We start from the raw sequence: 19,544 nt of genomic DNA, 5'->3' as shown, positions 1-19,544 counted from the left end.
TAGCGCCATGCGCACAGTAGGCGGATTCCTGTCGGGAGGGCCGCCATGCCGGCACGATGGACCCGCCGCCGCGCGATCTGGACCGTGTTGGGCGCGGTGCTGCTGACCGCCGCCTTCAGCCTGATCGCGCTCAACCTGGGCGGGCCGGAGAAGCAGCTGGCACATGCGCCGCCGCATCGCTATCCGATCGCCTCGGCGCAGTTCCGCCGCGAGATGGGCACGCTGCTGGGGCCGGCGGTGTTGCCGGGCAACCGGGTCACGGCGCTTCAGAACGGCGAGGAAATCTTTCCGGCCATGCTGCAGGCGATCCGGTCCGCGCGCCGCACCATCACCTTCGAAACCTATATCTACTGGTCGGGCGAAACCGGTCGCGAGTTCAGCCGCGCCCTGTCCGAGCGTGCGCGCGCCGGCGTGCAGGTCTACCTGACCGTGGACTGGCTGGGCAGCGCCAAGATGGACGAGGACCAGATCGAGGAGATGGAGCGCGCCGGCGTGCGCATACGCCAGTATCGGCCGCTGGCCTGGTACAACCTGGACCGCGTCAACAACCGTACGCATCGCAAGCTGCTGGTAGTGGACGGCACGGTCGGCTTCACCGGCGGCGTGGGCATCGCCGACCAATGGCGCGGCCATGCCCAGGACCCCAAGCACTGGCGCGAATCGCACTTCCGCATCGAAGGCCCGGCGGTGGCGCAGATGCAGGCCGGCTTCAACGACAACTGGGTCAAGTCCACCGGCGTGGTCCTGCACGGGCCCGAGTTCTATCCGGCCTTGGGCCGCGCGGGCGACATGGATGCGCAGCTGTTCATCAGCTCGCCGGCCGGCGGCAGCGACAGCATGCATCTGATGGTGCTCATGGCGATCGCGGCGTCGCGCCAGTCCATCGACCTGGCGGCGGCCTATTTCGTGCCCGACGACCTGGTCATGCGCGCGCTGCTGGACGCGCGCCGCCGCGGCGTGCGCATCCGCATCCTGGTGCCCGGCGAGCACACCGACTCCGACACCGTGCGCCTGGCGTCGAAGGCGCAGTGGAAGACCTTGCTCCAGTCCGGCATCGAGATCCACGAATACCAGCCCACGATGATGCACATCAAGATGCTGATCGTGGACCGCGAACTGACCTCGGTGGGGTCCACCAATTTCGACATCCGTTCGTTTCGCCTGAACGATGAGGCCAGCCTCAACGTCTACGACCGCGGCTTCGCCGATGCCATGACCGCGGTGTTCGAGTCGGACCTGCGCGCCGCGCGCCGCTACACCCTGGAAGACTGGCAGCAGCGGCCCTGGAGCGAGCGCCTGTTCGAGAAATTCGTGCGGCCGCTGAAGTCGCAGTTGTAACGGTAGGGTGAACGCAGGCTGCTTACACTACGCGATGCTCACTGCGCGCTGCGCAGCATGGTCCGGATCGCGGCAGACGGCCGCATTGGTTCACCCGCACCGGAGCCCACCATGGCTACCAAAAAAGCTGCCAAGTCCAAGGTCGTCACGCGCCGCGACGGCGGCGATGCGAGTGCCGGCCACGGCGGCGAGTTGCATCAGACCGCCGGCGGCAAGCACCCGCCGCTGACCACCAATCAGGGCTTGCCCCTGTCGGACAACCAGAACTCGCTGCGCGCCACCGAGCGCGGTCCCGGCTTGCTGGAAGACTTCGCCCTGCGCGAAAAAATCACCCATTTCGACCATGAGCGCATACCCGAGCGCATCGTGCATGCACGCGGTTCCGGCGCGCATGGCTACTTCGAGCTGACCCGGTCGCTGGCGCGCTACACCACCGCGCGCATCCTGACCGAAGTGGGTCAGCGCACGCCGGCCTTTTGCCGCTTTTCCACCGTGGCCGGCGGCGCGGGGTCGATCGACACTCCGCGCGACGTGCGCGGCTTCGCCGTGAAGTTCTATACCCAGGAAGGCAACTGGGACCTGGTGGGCAACAACATTCCGGTGTTCTTCATCCAGGACGCGATGAAGTTTCCCGACGTGGTGCATTCGGTGAAGATGGAGCCGGACCGCGGCTTCCCGCAGGTGGCCAGCGCGCACGACACCTTCTGGGACTTCGTGTCGCTGACGCCCGAAACCATGCACATGATCATGTGGGTGATGTCCGACCGCACCCTGCCGCGTTCGCTGCGGATGATCGAGGGCTTCGGCGTGCACAGCTTCCGCCTGCTGGACGCCAAGGGCCGCTCCACCTTCGTCAAGTTCCATTGGCGGCCCAAGCTGGGCCTGCAGTCCACCTTGTGGGACGAGGCGGTGAAGCTGGCCGGCGCCGATCCGGATTTCCACCGCCGCGATCTGTTCGAAGCCATCAGCAGCGGGGATTACCCGGAATGGGGGCTGGCGGTGCAATTGTTCACCCAGGAGCAGGCCGACGCCTTGCCCTTCGATCACCTGGACGCGACCAAGCTGATCCCCGAGGAATTGGTCCCGTTGACGACCGTCGGCCGCCTGGTGCTGGACCGCTGGCCCGACAACTTCTTCGCCGAGACGGAGCAGGTGGCGTTCTGCCCCTCCCACGTGGTGCCCGGCATCGATTTTTCCAACGATCCGCTGCTGCAGGGGCGCTTGTTCTCCTATCTGGATACCCAGCTGTCGCGGCTGGGCTCGCCCAATTTCCATCAATTGCCGATCAACGCGCCCAAGTGCCCGTTCGCCAACCTGCAACGCGATGCACGCATGCAGATGCTGCGGCCGCGAGGCCGGGTGAATTACGAGCCCAGCTCGCTGGACCCGCAGTCCCCGCGCGAAACGCCCGGCGGTTTCCGCAGTGCCGCGGTGCCGGCGGACGATGGGGTCAAGGGACGCGTACGTCCGCAGAGCTTCGCCGATCACTACAGCCAGGCGCGTCTGTTCTACCGCAGCCAGAGCGAGCACGAGCAGGCGCATCTGGCCTCGGCGCTGGTGTTCGAACTGTCCAAGGTAGGCACCCCGCACGTGCGCGAGGCCGTGGTCGGCCATCTGCGCCACATCGATCCGGCGCTGGCGCGCCGCGTGGCCGACGGCCTGGGGCTGCCGAAGCTGCCGCCCGCCCCGCGCGCCGCCGCGCCTGTCCAGGATCTGCCCCTGTCGCCGGCATTGCGCATCATCGACCGCATGAAGCCCACGCTGCAGGGGCGCTGCGTGGGATTGCTGGTCGACGACGGCTCGGACGCGACCAGCGTGCGCGCGCTGCGCAAGGCCGTCGAAGCGGCCGGCGCCCAGGTCAAGATCGTCGCCCCGCGCATCGGCGGCGCCAAACTCAGCGACGGCAAGACCTTGCCGGCCGACGGCCAGTTGGCCGGCACGCCCTCGCTGGTGTTCGACGCCGTCGCGCTGGTGCTGAGCGACAGTGCCGGCCAACGTCTGGCCAAGGAGGGCGCCGCGGTCGACTTCGTGCGCGACGCCTATGCGCACCTGAAGGCGATCGCCGTCGATGCCGGCGGCCGCCGCGTGCTCGCGGCCGGCGGTGTGGAACCCGATCCCGCCGTGCTGGACGCGGGCGATGCGCGCGCATTCGTGGCGGCGGCGAAGGGGCGGCAATGGGCGCGCGAGCCGCGGGTGCGCACGCTGGCCTAGCGATTGCGCGCCGGTCCACCGTCCCGGCGCGCCGATGCCTGCGCCCATTGTGGGCGGCAGCCGGCTTGCATAAGCTCAGCCGGCTTGGCGGCGCCTGGGGAAGGCGCCGCGTATCGCGTCCGAACGCATCGCGTCCGAATCAGGGGATCTCATGACCAGCGTTATCGCCGCCACCTCCGTGGCGGCCCGGGTGGCGACCTGCGTCGCCTTCTTGCTGCTGACCGGCTGCCTGTCGCCGCAGGCCCTGGTCAAGGGCGATGCACCCTCGGCGGAACTGGCCTTCGACCTGCAGTCGCAGTCCACCGGTGGCGGTCTGGGCAAGCACTGGCATGTATGGAAATACGAGGACGCCGCCTGCGAGGCGAAGGAAAAGGGCGTGCTGGTCGCGCGCAAGCGCCTCAAGCAGCCCATGGCGCCGATCCGCCTGCCCGCGGACCGCCCGGTCACCCTGGCGTTCTGGTACATCGAGGCCAACTTCGGCCAGAACCGCGAATGCACCTACACCTGGACCTTCACCCCCAACGCCGGCGAGAAGTACAGCGTGGACCTGCGCGTGTCGCCCTATGTTTCCTGCGACGTTCGCCTGACCGGAGCGTCCGGTGTGCCGGTGCCGGCCACAACGCCGGTGAATTCCTGCGTGACCGGCCTGCTGGGGCGCAAGATCGAGAACGGCCATCCGGCGGTGGTCGAGTATCGGGTGCAGACGGTCTACTACTGAGGGCGGCTACACGATGACGCGCGCACTGCTATCGCTAGCCGTACTTGCACTGGCTGCTTGCGGCTCCAGCGATGGATTTACGCCTACCGCGCCCTTGCGCCACGTCGCCCTGCCGTTCGATCCGGCCCAATGGTCCGCGGAATTCAAGGGCGCCGGCGCTGCGGATTCGATGCAGATCATGATCATGCGCCGCGAACTGGGTGTGGCCATAGGCGTGACCGAATTCCAGAGCTTCCGTCCGCTGCGCCAGCAGGCGGTGGTATCGGCGCAGCTGAGCAAGGGCTTGAACACCCAGTTCGCCCGCGTTGCGCCCGCGGGTGCCGACCTGCCTGCACGCGAGTTGGCGGTGCCGGAGGACTGGACCTGCGACCACCATCTGGTCGGCCAGGACGACAGCGAAGAATCGCGGGGCTACACCAGCTGCGTGTACTCCACGCCCACCTGGTTCGCCAACCTCGTCGTCATTACCTCCGAAGACGCGAGCGAGGCCGAGATCGAGGCGGCCAACGCCGTGTTGAAGGGCCTGCGCCCGAACTAGACCGGGGCTCGCGTCATTCCAGGCATTTCCCCGGCTGCCCGCCACCCAGGTCGATGGCCAGGCCCGGCTTCTCGACATGGTAGTACAGCGACAGCACACGCCACTGATCGCCCTCGCGGTACAGCTGCACGCTGTTGACGCCGACGAAGTCCGGCTTGGCCGCGGTCGGATCGGCGCGCGACTCCACCACGCTGTAGGCCGTCGCGAAGCGGTCGTAGGTGTGCACGGTGCGCACCACTTCGCACTCGTAGAAACCCTTGTCGCTGGGCTGCTCGAAATTCTTAAGGAAGGCTTCGCCGGAGCTGCGCTTCAACGCGGGCTGCCCATCTTTGTAGCGGCCGCCGAAGACCACGGCTTCCGGATGGAACAGACGCCGCAACGTGGCGCTGTCGGCACTGCCGCCGGGAGCGTTGGAAGACGCGCGCCATAGGGCGGCGACCGCGGCTTGCGGTGTGGACTCGGCGGCAGCGGCCTGCAGGGGCATCAGCAACAGCGGTAGCAAAAGGGCTCGCATGGCGCATCCGGTAGGGGGCAGACATTCGTTAGAGCAAGCATAGGTCAAGCGCGCTAACGATTCGGCGCATGCCCGTAGGAATCGGCCCCCCGGCCCTTGCCGAGCGGTGAGTCCGCGTCCAACAATCCGAGAGCGCCGTGGCTCCCCGCGTGGTAGCCGCTCCTCATGGACAGAGGCAGGAGACTCCGGGATGAAACCGGCCGTTATGGTATCGATAGGCCTGCTGTTGGCCGCATGTGCCGGTACCGCCGAGCACCAGACGCCCTTGCCTTACCTGCCGAGGGAAGCGCCGCCTCCGCCGGGCACCGTTGGCATAGCGCTGACCGCCGGGTACGTCGGTCGGCTGCTGGTGGAGCGTGGCTGCGTGAAGCTGGACGGCGGCCGGCGGCGCACGACGATGCTGTGGACCCCAGGCACCACGATCGGCCGAGACGCACGCGGCCTGTTCCTGCGCGAGTCCCATGCCGGCGGCGTCGTGCGGTTCGGTGCCAAAATCCATATCGGCGGCGGCGAACTGCCCGAGCAGTTCGTCGCTCGCGCGTATCCGGAGGTGGTCCAGCGCTGCGGCGGGCCCTATGCCCAGGGGTGGATCTCCGATTGAGCGCTAGCGGCTGCAGCGTTGCACTACCTTCCCTATCGCTCAGGGACGTCGCAACAGCTCCAACTCGTCGCACGCGTCGTGCGTGTAATACACCAGGCCAGCGAAGTCGGTGTCGACCATGATGCTGTGCAGCAGATAGGACCATGACTCTTCGCCGGGCAAATAGCGCCCGGTGTCCATCGATGCGATGACCTTGCCTCGGTAGACGCCATCGATGCTGAGAATGTCGCCCGGCGCGATGTCGGTGCCGTCTTTGTACTTCATGGCGCGGCATGTTCCTGCGCGCAGCCATCTCATCGCCACGCCGGTTCGGCCGCGAAGGGCAGGCCGTGGACCGATGTGAGGGCAGGCTTTCCCGAATGACGACGCGGAACTAACGCCGCTTCGCCCATGGTCCGGCTGCGCATCCGCGTTCGCGCCCTGCGGCCAGTGCATGCGCGCCTGTATCGCAACCGTGCGGCCCGACCGCGCCGCCGAAAGGAGGCGAGCCTGTGAGCACCGGTACGCTGCCCAGCCCCAAGCTCCGGAAGAAGGGGATCGCCACGCATCCGCCGGCACCGATGGGTGCGCGCGCACTCGGGCGGGAACGATGAACGCCGCACTTTACACGGGCTATCTGATCTGGCTGCTGGCGGGCCTGGCCGACTTCATCTGCCATCGGCGCACCGATCTGCCCCGCACTTCGGGCTTGCGCGAGTCGTCTCTGCATTTGCTGCAGCTGGGCCTGATGGGCGTAGGGATCAGCTTGGCCATGGCCCTGGTACTCACGCGCAGCGTGCTGGTGGTATTGACCATGCTGGTGTTGGCGCATGCGGTGGTCGGTTACCTGGACACGCGCAGCGCCTACGGGCGGCGGGATCTGCGGCCGATCGAGCAGCATGTGCACAGCGTGCTGGACATGGCGCCGATCGCTGGTTTGGCGATCGCGGTGTTCGTCTACGCCGACACTTCGCTCAGTGGCTGGCATCGGCGTGCACCGGCGCTGGGGCCGGCAGCCTGGATCGCGGCGATCGCGCCGGCCTTGGTCTTGTGCGTGGCACCGGCTTTGCTCGAGTTCCGTGCCGCCTGGGCGCTGCGGTGCGTGCGGCGGCCGGATGAGGTTCGGGACGCCTGACCAGCACGCCATCCCGAGCGGTGGGGCGGATCGGCCGGACGGTCGCGACAGTGGCCACTGCCTGGGCTACTGTCCGCCTTTCGGCCACAGGGGGCGTGCCATGAAGGGATGGGTCTGGGGGATTGTTTGTGCAGTGGGGCTGGCCGCGGCCGGGCCGGCGCGGGCGGCGGACCCGGAGGCGATGTACCGCCTCAACCACCCGCGTTCTTGTCCGGCTTGCGATCTGAGCCAGGCGGAACTGGCCGAGGGTCACGACCTCAGCGGCTACGACTTGAGCCGGTCGCGCCTGACCGGGGCGAAACTGCGCGGCGTCAACCTGCAGGCGGCGGTGCTGACGGGCGTGGACTTGAACGGCGCCGACCTGAGCGGTGCGAATCTGCGCTCGGCGCGCTGGAACGGCGCGCAGGTGCGCGGCGTGGACCTGAGCCGGGCGCAACTGGATGCGGACTTCAGCGGCTTCGATCTGAGCGCGGCACGCTTCAAGGACAGCCAGCTGACCGGCAACAAGTTCGCCGGTGCGCAGCTGCTGGAGACCGATTGGCGCGGGTCGTCGCTGGTTCGCCTGGATTTCGCGCGCAGCGACCTGCGCGGGGCCGATTTCAGCGGGGTGCGAATGGAGATGGGCAGCTTCGTCGGCGCCAAGGCGGCGGGAGTGAAGTTCACCGGGCTGCAGGCGCAGCGACGCGCACCGATGGATCAGATCGACTTCAGCGGCGCCGACCTGCTCAACGCGGACTTCACCGGCGCCACCTGCGCCGGCAAAGGCTTCCGCTTGTGCGCCAAGTCCGATGCCGCCACCACCTGTCCGGCGGGCAACAAGGGGCCGTGCGCGGACTATGTGTCGGCGCACATCGCGCGCAACCGGCAGATCCTGTACGACAGCAACGAATGCCCGAACTGCGACCTGCGCGGGGCCACGCTGGATGGCAAGAACGCGCCGCGCGTGACGCTGGAGGGCGCGGATCTGCGCCATGCCTCGCTGCACCGCTTCAACGCGGTGGACGGCAGCCTCAACCGGGCCAATATGCAGGGCGCCGACGTGGTCGGCGACTACACGCGTGCCAAGCTGGAGGGCGCCGACCTGCGCGCGGACCGGCTGATGGGCACCTTCGTCGAGGCGCAGATGACCGGCGCCGACCTGAGCGGAGCGGACATCCAGATGTCGGACTACCGCCGTGCGGTGCTGGTCAACGCGAAGCTGATCAACACCTTGGTGTACGGCACGGATTTGCGCGGCGCCAATCTGACCGGCGCGGATGTGAGCGGGCTGCGCTACGGGCATACCGCCAAGACCGACGCGACCACGACTTGCCCGAATGGCAGGCAGGGGCCGTGTAGCTGGTAATGCGGTCGGGGCTGCCTGACTGGACGGCGGTTGGGCGTTCGCTGCGGCGCGAGAGTGCGGTTCCGCGTGCCCTCACCCCAACCCGCACCCCGGCCCGACCGCACAGCGGTCGGGCGTTCGGTGCAGCGCGAGCCAGTGGCTCGCAAGCGCTGCCCCTCACCCCGCAAGCGGGAGAGGGGCTAAAACAACAGCGGCGTCGGATCAGTCCCTCTCCCGTTTACGGGAGAGGGCTAGGGTGAGGGGGTGAGCGCAACGCGCGAATGCTCTTGCTCCCCGCTCGGGCACCGAACTCGCAGTACCAATAGAAGACCCGGAGGGCGGCGCACAGGATGTGCGCCGTTTTTCGCTAGGCCAGGGATGGCCTATCGAAAAATCCCCGCGCACGCATCGCTCTCGCACGGGAGCTCTGGCGTAGCGTTTTTCTTTGGTTACTTTCTTTTGACGCTTATCAAAAGAAAGTTACCCGGCCGCTTGCGGACGGAAGCTGTTGCTGTTGCTCCTAACAACAACAGCAAAAGCAAATCCCCTCAATCCCCCTTTGTCAAAGGGGGAAGACAAGCAAAGGTGGAAGCAGGGGAGCAAGGGGAGTGAGGGCTGCGACGTAGTTGCGGATTCTCGGTCGCAGCTTGCGCAGCTCCTACAGGTCAGATGGCGACGGGTCAGGCGCGCTCTCGCGCCGGCGCGGTGCCGTGCGCGGACCCGCCACGCGAGGTGGCCAGGAACGAACCCAGCAGCACCAGCGCGAAACCGACCAGCATGCCTGCGGTCAGCGGCTCGTCCAGCAAGGTCACGCCCAGCAGCAGCGCCACCACCGGATTGACGTAGGTGATCACCGTGGCGCGCGTGGGCCCGACCTCGGCGATCAAGGCGAAGAACAGCAGGAACGCCACCGCGGTGCAGACCACACCCAGGGTGAGCACCGCGGCGCCGGCCTGCAGGCCGACCTGCGCCGGCCACAGCGGAAGCGCGAACGGCACATACAGCAGCGTGGCCAGCGCCAGCGATGCGGCGATCACGCCCAGCGGCGGCACCGCGGACAGCGAGCGGCTGATCACGATCGGCCCCAGCGCGTAACCCAGCGCCGTGGCCAAGGCCGCGGCCACGGCCCAGCCGTGCGACAGGTCGATATGCAGACCGACCAGCGCGGCCACGCCGCCCAGACCCAACGCCAGGCCCAACGCGCGGCGGCCGTCCAGCGTCTCGCGCCCGCTGGCAGCCATCAGTCCGGCGGTGATCACCGGCACCAGCGCGATCAGCAGTCCGGCGGTGGAGCTGTTGATGCGCGTCTCTGCGTAGCCCAACAGCCACCAGGGCACGCTGATTTCGACCAGGGTGAACAGCAGCAGGGGGCGCCAGTGCCGCAGCGCCGCGCGCAGCTCGCCGCGCATCATCGCGATCGGCAGCAACAGCAGGGCGCCAATGCCGGTGCGCGCGAAGGCGACGAACACCGGCGGCAGTTCGCCCACCGCGATGCGGATCAGCAGATACGGAATGCCCCAGATCAGCCCCAGCGCCAGGAACAGCCACCAGCCGCGCCGGCTCATGCGGCGCTCCGCGCGAGCACCGCGCGCCAGGGGCCGGAGTCGAACTGTTGTTCCTTGTCCCAGACCACGGTGAAGCCCGCTGCGCCCAGACGCCGGTCCAAGCCGGCGGCGGTCCAGCGCACCACGCGGTAGTCGCCGGAGTCGGTCTTCTGCCAGTACTCGTCCTCGCCCAGCGGGTACGACAACAGCGCCAGGCCGCCGGCATGCAGCGCGCCGGCGAACTTGCGCAGCACCACGTCCAGATCGGGCCGCTCGAAGTGCTGCAGCACGCAGAGCATGGCGATGCCGTCGTAACGGCCGGCGATGTCGTCGGTCAGCACGTCCAGCACCTGCGCCTGTTTGCCGCGCTCGATCTGCAAATCGCAGAAGGTCACGGTCACGTCGGTGCGGTGCACCTGCACGCCGCGCTGCTCGAGAAAGTCGGCGTCCCAGCCCGGGCCGGAGCCGATTTCCAGCACGCGGCTGCCGGCGGGCAGGCCGTCGGCGAGCTGTTGCAGCGATTCGGCGGCCCAGCCCGTGGGCGGCGGCACGTCGGCAGCGTAGGCGCGCGCGCAGTTCTCGTAGGCGGCGACGGTGCGGGCATTGCTGGTCTTCGGGTGGGGCATGGGGGGGTCCTCCCGGTAGCGTGGGCAGCGTAGACGATTCCGGCGGTCAGACGGTCAAGGGAATCCACAAGCTCAGCCCGCCTTCGCCGGTGTCTGGGTCGAAATCGGGGGCATGGCGCTCGACGATCGGTGCCGGCGCCGGGCGCCAGCCGTGCTCGGGCAGGGCCTCGTTCCAGATCGCGGCGTAGGTGTCGAACAGGGTGGATACATGGCCGCGGTGCTCGAACACCGCGTAGCGGCAGGGCGGCAGTTCGATCCGCGTCAGACCCTGCGGCACGCGGCCGAACGCGCTCACTTCCGCGGCGCAGACATAGTCGAAGCCGCCCTCGTCGTCGGCCGGATAATGCAGGCCGATCGGAATGCCGTCGCTGCGATGGGCGATGCGGCCGTAGTGCGAGGCCATGAACACCTGCCACTGGATCGGAATGCCGATGACCTTGTCGAAACTGTGCCGGCGCGACAGACCGACGGCACGGATCGCCGGTCCCTCGCTGAGCCACGGCGGCGGCAGTGCGGGCCGTTCGCGCGCACGCAGGTCCAGCGGTGCGACCAGAGCCAGACCTTCGGTGCTGCCACGTTCGCGCACGCGCTCGGGCGGCACGCCGAACTGTTCGCGAAAGGCGCGGGTGAAGGCCTCGTGCGAGCCGTAGCCGGTTTCCAGAGCCACGCCGAGGATGTCGGGCGCGCCCTGCGCCAGCAGTTGCGCCGCGCAGCTCAGGCGGCGCGCGCGCAGGTATTTCATGAGCGGCCAGCCGGTGCGGCTGCCGAAGGCGCTGGCCAGGTGCGAGCGCGATACGCCGCAGGCCTCGGCCACGCCGGACAGGTTCAGCCCGCTGTCCGAGTTGCGCTCGATCACCCACAGGGCCTTGTCCACGATCGACATACGTTGCTCTCAAGTCCGTCCAACGCACCCTAGCAAGGCGCGGCGGAGCGGCATTTGATCGTTCGTACGGTGGTGGCGTGCGCGGGGCGTGATTTCGTGGCGCGGGACAGGGCCGCCGAGCCGGCGGCCCCCGCTTCTCGATTCGGGCCGCGGGCGCTTACGGCTGCGTGCGCTCGCTTTGCTGGCCCTGCTCGCGCAGTTTGCGTTGGTGCGCTTCCCAACCCGGCGCCTTGAAATAGCCGTGCAGGTGATGGTCCGCGCCCACCGCCACGCCGGCGCCGGACCAGACCGCGTTGTGGCCGCCGTCCACCAGGGTCACCCCGCAGACGTGGTAGCGGTCGGCGGCGTCCACCTGCTGCAGCTGCATGGTGCCGACGATGCTCCAGTCGCCCGGGGCGATGCGCGACCACAAATGGTTGGCGCCGTCGATGGCGAACAACGAGGCATCGGCGCCGATGGCCACGTCCAACATCGCGCCGGTGGTGGGCGAGGCGATGGCCTGCCAACCGCCGCCGGTGTAGAAGAACAGCTTGCCGCTGGGGTCCAGGCCGGCGATGTACTGCGCCGAGCCCACCGACACCTTGGCCATGGTGCCGGGCACCGGCTGCCAGGCGCTGCCGTCGTAGCTCCAGATGGCCTGGGCGCGATCCACCGCCCACAGCGTGCCGTCCACGCCGGCCGAGAGCGAGGCGAAGTTGCTGCCGGCGATCTTCTGCCAGGTGCTGCCGGCCCATTGCAGGTAGCGCCCGGTCTGTACGTCCAGCGCGTACATCTGGTGCTCGTTGATCGCGATCAGGTCCAGGGTGCGGTTCGGGAAAGTCAGCGGCTGCCAGGCGCCGAAGCCGGCCAGGCGGTTGACCGGCGTGCCGTCGACCAGCAGGGTGCCGTCGGCGGCCACGCCGACGCTGGCGCAGGAGCCGGGACTGTCGAGGTACTGCCAGACGCCGCCGCTGAGCACGTAGGCGCAGCCGAAATCCCAGCCATAGAGCAGGCCGCCGCTGCCGGCGGCGATGCCGAACAGGTCCGGCGTGTTGCTGGCCACCACCCGCCAGTTGCCGCCTTCCAGGGTCAGCGTGCGGTTGTCGTGAGACTGCAGCCAGACCGTGCCGTCCGGCGCGATCGAGATCCATTGCGCTTCCGGCGCGCCGGCCACCGGCGCGAATGCGCTGCCGTTCCATTTGTAGGGCGCCCCCGGGCCGCCCCACCAGCCGCTGTTGTTGTCGATGGTCCAGACGTTGCCGCCGTCGCCCACCGCCACGAACAGCGCGTAGGCGCCGCCGTTGGGGCGCACCTCCCACTGTCCGTTGCTCCATTGGAAGACGTTGCCGTTGCCGTCCACGCCCCAGACGCTGCCGTCGGCGCTGGTGCTGACATGCCACATCGGCGCCCAGGGGGTGGACTGGTAGGGCGTGTTGACCAGTTGGTAGACCTCGCCCGCGGCGCTGAGCCCGAAGACGGCGTTGGCGTTGGCCACCGCGATGCCGGTCAGCGCTTGCGAGGCCTCGGTCTGCACCGAGGAATTGCCCAGGTAACGCAGCGCCTGTTGGGCCGAATTCAAAGCCCAGAACGAGCCGTCGTTGCCGTTTGCCGCCATCAGATACGTCGCCATGCGCTACTCCGGATTGAGAAGGAAAGGTCGGGGCAGGCGTGCGCTCGGCGGCATGCAGGGCACGGCCGGGCGGGTATCTGCCTGGCGGCGTCATGGCACCGTGGACACTCGGGGGAAGCGGCATTCCATCACAAAATTTGTGGCTTAAGTTCAAGCCGACGCCGAGAGCGGGCGGTGGGGGGGTGGCCGCCGGGGCCGTCTAGGGTCGTCGGCAGCGGGCCGCCGGGCCGGCTGCCCCGCGCGGAGCGTTCTAGTGGTGGTAGCGCGGCCCGGCCTCGGGGCGGCGATGGCGGTCGTCGGCACGCAGCAGGGCCACCAGGGCCGCATGGACGGCCGGTTCGGCGACGCTGAGCACGGCCAAGGCGCGGACGCGTTCGCGCGGAGCCAACTCGACGTATTGGTCGAACAGCTCCAAGGCGCGGGCGCGTGGGTCGGGCATGGCGGAGGCCTGCGCCCGTCGGTCCGGCGCTCGTGCAAGAGATATCGCGCGATGGGGACAAAACCGGGCATGGCGGCGGCCATGGATGCGCCGGTTTTCGGCGGACGTCGCGCTTTAGCCGTGTTGCGGTGCGGCAGGCGGCTTGTCGCGGCCGTGCCTCAGCGTGGCCGGCAACTCGCCGCGCGCGCATTGGCTTCGTCCAGCGCGTAGGCGGGGATGGTGTAGGCGCCGCTGGTGTTGATCATGCGGTCGTGGCGGCGCAGGGCGTCCAGGTAGCCGCGGCTTTCGCGCGGAGCCACGTCCTGCTCGCGCAAGCTGAGCCGGTCGACGGCCAGGACCTGATCCAGGAAGGCCAGGGCGCGGTCGCGGTCGCAGGTTTCGTAAGCGTGCAAGGCGCGGTACAGCAGCGAATCGCGCAGGGCTTGGCGGGCGACGAAGGAATCGTTGTCGCGATAGCGCTCGATCGCAGCGGCGAAGGCGATATCGGCTTCAGCGCGCCCACCTTGCAGGTAGCGCAGCACGTCGCCGAGATAGGCGCCGGTCTCGGGCAGCCTTCCGTCGCCCGGCGCGAAATAGCGTGCGAACCCCTGGTCGGCCGATCGCAACAGCGCTTGCGCGCGCGGTAAGTCCTCGCGGCGTCCGTGCAGGATCAACGCGCGAGCCAGATAGACCTCGTCCCAGGTCAGAGGAATGCCGATCTTGCGGTTGAATTCGTAGTTCTGGTGCAGGAGGGCGATGGATTCGCGGATATCGCTGGGCCGCGCGAGCGCCGGCGCTTGTTCTTGCAGACGTGCGGCCAGGATGCCGCGCGCACGTATGGTGAGTGCGTGGCTCGGGCCCAAGGTGCGGTCGAAAATACGCAGGACTTCGCGAAGTTGGTCGGCGTTGTCCATCGATCCGCGCGCGATCGCCCTGGAGGCGTTGAGCAAGGCCAGTGCATACTGAGGATGGTTGCGGCCATAGGCGCTTTCGACCAGGGTCAGTCCGTGGGCGGCGTTGCGCCGCGCGAGTGCGGGATCGGTTTTGGGCGGGAACTGCGCGTACGCCAGCAAGACCCAGGCCATGCCGGTCTTGGGATGCCGATCGCCGAGCGTTCGGCGGCGGCCGCTCAGTATGCGTTGCGCCAGCGCCAGGTCAGGATGCATCTGATTGCGGATGGACACCTCCAGCAGCAGTTCGCGGGCGTCGTCGGCCAACACTGGATTGCGCGCATCGATCAAGGAGATGGCCTGCTGCGCATCCCGGCGCGCGCCGGTCATGTCCAGGAACTGGAAGCGGAAGCGGCTGCGCTGGATCAATAGCTGGGCCAGCAGTTCTTCGTTGCCCGAGCCGAGCGTGCGTGCGGAATGCAACGCGGCTTCGAGCGAGCGCAAGGCATCGGGGGGATGACCCAACCCCCACTGCGCCAGGGCCAATTCCATGCCCAGGCCGGCGCTGCGTCGGCGCGAACTGCGGTCGCCCTCCCCACGCAGCTCGTCCAATTGCGCCTGCGCCTGGGCGGCGGCTTCGGCGTAGCGTCCGCGGGTGTTGAGCATGGCGATGCGGGTGGCGGCGACGTAGCCCTCGTCGTCGGGCTCGCCTTGCAGCGCGCGTTGCGCCTCGTCGGCCAGGGCCTCGGCGCGGGCGTAGTCGCCGATGGTCGCGCGGCCGCGCGCCAGGGTCGCCAAGCTGTGCGCCAGCAGCAGCGGCTGCCCACGCAGATCGAGCTTGCGCAATTCGGTTTCGGTCTTCTGCAGCAGGCTTTGCGAAGAAAACGGCGCGGCGCCCAGACCGGACAAAGTCGCCGTGCCCAGCGTGGCGGCGAACAGGGCGCTGACCGCCTGCGAGGCGCGCGCTTCGCGCAAGGTGTTCTGGCTTTGCCAGTAGATCAGGATGGAACTGCCGACGATGGCCAGCAGCAACATGGCGACCAGACCGAAGGCGGCGGGATGGCGGCGTAGCAGCAGGCGCGCGCGCGTCCAGGCGCCGACCGGGCGCGCGTCCACGGGCCGGTGTTCGCGCCAGCGCCGCAGGTCTTCGGCGAATTCGCTGGCGCTGGCGTAGCGGTCCTGCGCTTGCGGCGCCACCGCCTTGAGCGCGATGGCCGACAGGTCGCCGCCGAGGCGGCGCATCAGCGCAGGCAGATGGGCCGTGCCGCGCGCATCGGCGATGCGTTGCTGCTCTTGGGGATCGGCGATCTGCGCGAGCAGACGGTCCATGGACTGGCGCTCGCCGGGAATGGCGCCCGGGATCAGCGCGCCCAAGGCGTGCAAGGGCGTGGGCCATTGCGCGCTCAGCAGGCGGTACATCAGCACGCCCAACGCGTAGACGTCGGTGGCCGGCCCCGCCGCGCTGCGGTCGCGGGCCTCGTCCGCGCCGACCAGGCCGACGAAGGCGGCCGAGAGGCCGAAGTCCACCAGCTGCACGCGGCCGTCGGCGCCGACCAGCAGGTTGGAGGGTTTGATGTGGCCATGCGCCAGGCCCTGTGCGTGGGCGTGCGCCAGCGCCTGCGCCGCTTGGATCAGCAAGTCCACGCGCTGGGCCACGCTGGCGCGGTGGCGGTCGCACCAGCGGTCGATGCGCTCGCCGTCGACGTAGCGCATCGCGAACCAGGGCTGGCCCTGCGGTTCGACGCCGCCGTCGACCACGGCGGCGATACCAGGATGGTCCAGCCGCGCCAGGTGCTGGCGTTCGGTCAGGAAGGCGGCGATACGCTCGCGGCCGCTGAGTTCGGCACGCAGGCATTTGAGGGCGACGCGCTGCTGGTACTGGCCGTCGTCGCGGTGGGCTTCGTACACGCTGCCGATGCCGCCGCGCGCGATCAGCCGATCGATGCGCCACGGGCCCAGGCGCGTGCCCACGCGCGGGTCCGGTGCGGGATCGGCTTCGTCGCGTTGGAGGGCGGTCTGTCTGGCCGCGATCAGCTCGGCCGGCGAATGCTCCAGCCAGCCGGCGGCATCGCCGTCCGCGCGCAGCAGGTCCATGACCGCGGCATGCAGCGCCGCATCCTGCATGGCCACTTCATGCAGTCGCTGCGCGCGCTCGGTCTCCGCCAGATCGATCAGCTCGTCGAACAATTCCAGTGCGCGCGCGCCAATGCGGGTCATGGGCCTGTGGCCGCACGCGGTCCGCAACGCGCTGCGCGCGCGTTGGCTTCAGCCAGTTCGTAGGCCGGGACCAGTTGCGCGCCGGTGGTGTTGATCATGCGGCCGTGCCGGCGCAGGTTGTCCAGGTAGCCCTTGGCGTCGCGGGTCGGGAAGCCCTCTTCGCCGAAGATGCGGAGGTCGGCGGCGACCGTGCGCTCGAGCAGGGCGATGGCTTCGCCGCGGCGGCAGGTTTCGTAAGCGTACAGCGCGCGGTACGAATACGAATCGTGCACCGTCAGGTTGGATACGAAGCCGGGCTTGCCTCCGCGCTGCCGGATGGTGCGGGCGAATTCGCGATCGGCCTCGGCGCGATGGCCGCCCAGGTAGCGCACCTGGATCCAGAACTGGTCGATCATCAACCGGTAGCGGTTGTCCGGATCGAAGTGGCGTGGCGCGTCCGGCCGCAGCTGGGCCAGCAGGGCCTCGGCGCGCGGCAACTCGCTGCGTGGACCGTGCAGCAGCAGCGAATGGGCCAGGAAGATGGTTTCCAGCGTGGTCGGCAGGCCGGCGGCGCGCTTGATCCGGATGTTGTCTTCCAGCATACGCTCGGCCTGCAGATGATCGCTGGGCCGGACCGTCTCCGGCGGCAGGTCGTGCAGGCGCGCGGCCAGCTGCAGGCGCGCGGCCAGGGTGCTTTCGTGCTTCGGGCCCAAGGTGCGCTCATAGATGCCCACGGCCTCGCGCAGGGCGTCGACGTTGTTGCGGCGCTGGCCGGCCAGCGCCGGAGACGCCAGCAGCAGCGATGCGGCGTACTCGGGGTGCTCGTGGCCGTACGCGGCTTCGATCAGCTTCTGCCCGGCCAGTATCTGCGGCCTGGCCAGGTCGCGCTGGCCATGCGTGTACTGGGCGTAGCCCAGCAGCACCCAGGCGCGTCCGGTCTTGGGGTGCCGTTCGCCCAGGGTGCGGCGGCGGTGCTGCAGCAGGCGTTCGGCCATGGCCAGGCCGGCGGGGATATGGCCGCGGTTGAGCATCAGGGCGAGCTGTTCCAGCCCGTCGTCGGCCAGCACCGGGTTGATCGGTTCGGCCAGCGCTATGGCGCGCTTCAGATCGGCCTCGGCTTCGCGCTGACGCAGCAGTCGGGCGCGGAAATCGCCGCGCAGGATCAGCAGCTGCGCGGTCAGTTCGTCGCGACCCTGACTCAGCGTTCGCGCCTGCGACAGGGTCCGGTCCAGGGTGAGCAGCGCGCCCGGCGGATCGCCCTGGCCCCATTGGGCCAGCGCCAGTTCGACGCCGTAGGTGACCTTGTTCTGATGCGCGGCGGGGTCGTGACGGCCTTCCAGTTCGCCCAGCTGGGTCTGCGCCAGCCGTGCGGCATCGGCGTAGCGTCCGCGGGTGTTGAGCAGGGAAAGGCGGGTGGCCGCCACATACCCCTCCTCGTCGGTTTCGCCGTTCAGCGCACGCTGCGCCTCGGCCGCCAGCGCGTCGGCATGGCGGTAGTCGCCGATCACCGCGTAGCTGCGCGCCAGGGTCGCGAAGCTGCGCGCTTGCAGTTGCGGTTGCCCGCGCAAGTCCAGCTTGCGCAGCTCGGATTCGGATTTGTCGAGCAGATCCTGAGAGGAGAACGCCGCCGTGCCCAATCCGGACAGTGTGGCGTTGCCCAAAGTCGATGCGAACAGCTCGCTGACCGCGTGACTGGCCTCGGCCTCGCGCAGCGCGCGCTGGTGCTGCCACAGGGCTATGCCCAGACCGCTGCACAGCACCAGCAGCAAGGCCGCGCTGAGGCCGGCGGCGATGCGGTGGCGGCGCACCAGTTTGCGCGCGTGCGCCCACGGCCCCAGCGGGCGCGCGTGCACGGGGCGGTGTTCGCACCAGCGCCGCAGGTCGTCGGCGAACGCGCGCACGCTGGCGTAGCGGTCCTGCGGCTGCGCGGCGACGGCCTTGAGCGCGATCGCCGACAGATCGCCGGCCAGCTCGCGCGCGAGCGCAGCGGCGCTGGCCACGCCGCGTTGGCGGGCGATGGCGTTGGCTTCGGCGGGGTCGCGCAACCGCGCCAGACGCTGCGGCATCGGTTGAGGCCGCTGCCGCGGCGCATTGGGCATCAGCGCGCTAAGGCTGTGTTGCGGCGTGGGCCACTGCGCGCTGAGCAGGCGGTACATCAGCACACCCAGGGCGTAGACGTCGGCGGCGGTGCCGGCCACGGCGTGGTCGAGCACTTCCGGCGCGGCGTAATCCGGGGTCAGGCCGATGCGCGCTTCCTGCACGCCGGCCATGGCTTCGAAGGTGGCCGACAGGCCGAAGTCGACCAGCTGCACGCGGCCGTCGGCATCGACCAATAGGTTGGACGGCTTGATGTCCCGGTGCAGCACGCCTTGCGCATGCGCGTAGGCCAGCGCGTCGACGGCCTGGATCAGCGCTTCGACGCGCTGGCGCAGGCCCGCCCGGCGGCGGTCGCACCAGCGGTCGATCGGTTCGCCTTCGACATAGCGCAGCGCGAACCAGGGTTGGCCGCCCGGCTCGACGCCGCCGTCGATCAGGGCGGCGATGCCGGGATGGTCGAGACGGGCCAAGTGGTTGCGCTCGTCGCGGAACGCGGCCACCAGTTCGGGCGAGGCCAGTTCGGCGCGCACGCATTTGATCGCGACGCGCTGCTGGTACTGGTCGTCGTCGCGATGCGCTTCGTACACGTCGCCCATGCCGCCGCGCGCGATCAAGCGGTCCAGGCGCCAGGCGCCCAAGCGCCGGCCCAGGCGCGGGTCTTCGCCGGCCGGAGCTTCGTCGGGCTCTTCTTCCGACTGGTGCGCGGCGACGATTTCGACCGCAGAGCGGTCCAGCAGCCCGGTGTGCTCGTCGTCGGCCAGCAGCAGCGCGCGCACCGCGGCATGCAAGGGCGCGTCTTCGGCGGCCAGCGCGGCCAAGCGGCGCGTCCGCTCGGCGGTGGGCAAGTCGATCAGTTCGTCGAACAGCGCGAGCGCGCGCGGGTCGAGGCTGCTCATGGCCAAGTCTCAGGCGGCCGCGTGCGC

General features: G+C 69.2%; 16 protein-coding genes. 7 read left to right on the top strand and 9 right to left on the bottom strand.

Annotated elements, in window-relative coordinates; genetic code table 11:
- The first annotated feature begins 45 nt into the window (after positions 1 to 45).
- The 4 genes from DX914_RS18020 (at position 46) to DX914_RS18005 (ending at position 4,805) form a co-directional block, all read left to right on the top strand.
- Entirely contained in the window at positions 46 to 1,338 is a 1,293-nt protein-coding gene (locus DX914_RS18020) for a phospholipase D-like domain-containing protein (RefSeq protein ID WP_115861397.1), read from the top strand.
- A gap of 111 nt (positions 1,339 to 1,449) precedes the next feature.
- Positions 1,450 to 3,549, top strand: coding sequence for a catalase (locus DX914_RS18015; RefSeq protein WP_115861395.1), 2,100 nt, complete (start codon positions 1,450 to 1,452; stop codon positions 3,547 to 3,549).
- 151 nt (positions 3,550 to 3,700) lie between these two features.
- Complete coding sequence (locus DX914_RS18010; RefSeq protein WP_115861393.1) at positions 3,701 to 4,267, top strand: hypothetical protein; 567 nt, start codon at positions 3,701 to 3,703, stop codon at positions 4,265 to 4,267.
- 94 nt (positions 4,268 to 4,361) lie between these two features.
- A complete protein-coding gene (locus DX914_RS18005) occupies positions 4,362 to 4,805 on the top strand; it encodes a hypothetical protein (protein WP_115861391.1) in 444 nt (147 codons plus the stop codon).
- A 13-nt stretch (positions 4,806 to 4,818) separates the two neighbouring features.
- Here the strand turns inward: DX914_RS18005 and DX914_RS18000 are convergent, their stop codons facing one another.
- On the bottom strand, positions 4,819 to 5,319 hold the full coding sequence (locus tag DX914_RS18000; RefSeq protein ID WP_147300722.1) for a nuclear transport factor 2 family protein: 501 nt from the start codon (positions 5,317 to 5,319) through the stop codon (positions 4,819 to 4,821).
- A 190-nt stretch (positions 5,320 to 5,509) separates the two neighbouring features.
- On the opposite strand from DX914_RS18000, the gene DX914_RS17995 reads away from it, so the two are divergent.
- Entirely contained in the window at positions 5,510 to 5,920 is a 411-nt protein-coding gene (locus DX914_RS17995) for a hypothetical protein (RefSeq protein ID WP_147300721.1), read from the top strand.
- A gap of 39 nt (positions 5,921 to 5,959) precedes the next feature.
- Here DX914_RS17995 and DX914_RS17990 read toward each other — a convergent pair whose 3' ends face one another.
- Complete coding sequence (locus DX914_RS17990; protein WP_115861385.1) at positions 5,960 to 6,184, bottom strand: hypothetical protein; 225 nt, start codon at positions 6,182 to 6,184, stop codon at positions 5,960 to 5,962.
- Between the two features lie 325 nt (positions 6,185 to 6,509).
- On the opposite strand from DX914_RS17990, the gene DX914_RS17985 reads away from it, so the two are divergent.
- Both DX914_RS17985 and DX914_RS17980 read left to right on the top strand, forming a co-directional pair.
- Positions 6,510 to 7,034 carry a hypothetical protein gene (locus DX914_RS17985; protein WP_115861383.1) on the top strand — a complete coding sequence of 175 codons (525 nt, stop codon included), beginning with the start codon at positions 6,510 to 6,512 and terminating at the stop codon, positions 7,032 to 7,034.
- Complete coding sequence (locus DX914_RS17980; protein ID WP_115861381.1) at positions 7,015 to 8,379, top strand: pentapeptide repeat-containing protein; 1,365 nt, start codon at positions 7,015 to 7,017, stop codon at positions 8,377 to 8,379. Before DX914_RS17985 ends, DX914_RS17980 begins: the two co-directional genes overlap by 20 nt.
- Positions 8,380 to 9,038: 659 nt before the next feature.
- Here the strand turns inward: DX914_RS17980 and DX914_RS17975 are convergent.
- The 7 genes from DX914_RS17975 to DX914_RS17945 all read right to left on the bottom strand — a co-directional run bounded on the left by DX914_RS17975 (position 9,039) and on the right by DX914_RS17945 (position 19,517).
- Positions 9,039 to 9,923 carry a DMT family transporter gene (locus DX914_RS17975; RefSeq protein ID WP_115861378.1) on the bottom strand — a complete coding sequence of 295 codons (885 nt, stop codon included), beginning with the start codon at positions 9,921 to 9,923 and terminating at the stop codon, positions 9,039 to 9,041.
- The gene (locus DX914_RS17970) at positions 9,920 to 10,528 is read right to left on the bottom strand and encodes a class I SAM-dependent methyltransferase (RefSeq protein WP_115861376.1); all 609 of its coding nucleotides are present in this window, start codon (positions 10,526 to 10,528) and stop codon (positions 9,920 to 9,922) included. The genes DX914_RS17975 and DX914_RS17970 overlap by 4 nt, the downstream gene beginning before the upstream one ends.
- 46 nt (positions 10,529 to 10,574) lie before the next feature.
- The gene (locus DX914_RS17965) at positions 10,575 to 11,411 is read right to left on the bottom strand and encodes an AraC family transcriptional regulator (protein WP_115861374.1); all 837 of its coding nucleotides are present in this window, start codon (positions 11,409 to 11,411) and stop codon (positions 10,575 to 10,577) included.
- A 157-nt stretch (positions 11,412 to 11,568) separates the two neighbouring features.
- On the bottom strand, positions 11,569 to 13,020 hold the full coding sequence (locus DX914_RS17960) for a tectonin domain-containing protein (RefSeq protein WP_115861372.1): 1,452 nt from the start codon (positions 13,018 to 13,020) through the stop codon (positions 11,569 to 11,571).
- A gap of 250 nt (positions 13,021 to 13,270) precedes the next feature.
- Complete coding sequence (locus DX914_RS17955) at positions 13,271 to 13,459, bottom strand: hypothetical protein (protein WP_115861370.1); 189 nt, start codon at positions 13,457 to 13,459, stop codon at positions 13,271 to 13,273.
- A gap of 158 nt (positions 13,460 to 13,617) precedes the next feature.
- Complete coding sequence (locus DX914_RS17950; protein WP_115861368.1) at positions 13,618 to 16,545, bottom strand: serine/threonine-protein kinase; 2,928 nt, start codon at positions 16,543 to 16,545, stop codon at positions 13,618 to 13,620.
- Positions 16,542 to 19,517: a serine/threonine-protein kinase gene (locus DX914_RS17945; RefSeq protein WP_115861366.1), complete on the bottom strand. Its 2,976-nt coding sequence runs from the start codon at positions 19,515 to 19,517 to the stop codon at positions 16,542 to 16,544. The genes DX914_RS17950 and DX914_RS17945 overlap by 4 nt, the downstream gene beginning before the upstream one ends.
- Positions 19,518 to 19,544: the final 27 nt, after the last annotated feature.

This window comes from Lysobacter silvisoli (assembly GCF_003382365.1).
In the GTDB taxonomy this organism is placed as follows: Bacteria; Pseudomonadota; Gammaproteobacteria; order Xanthomonadales; family Xanthomonadaceae; genus Lysobacter; species Lysobacter silvisoli.
This window is presented reverse-complemented; position numbering and strand designations above follow the sequence as displayed.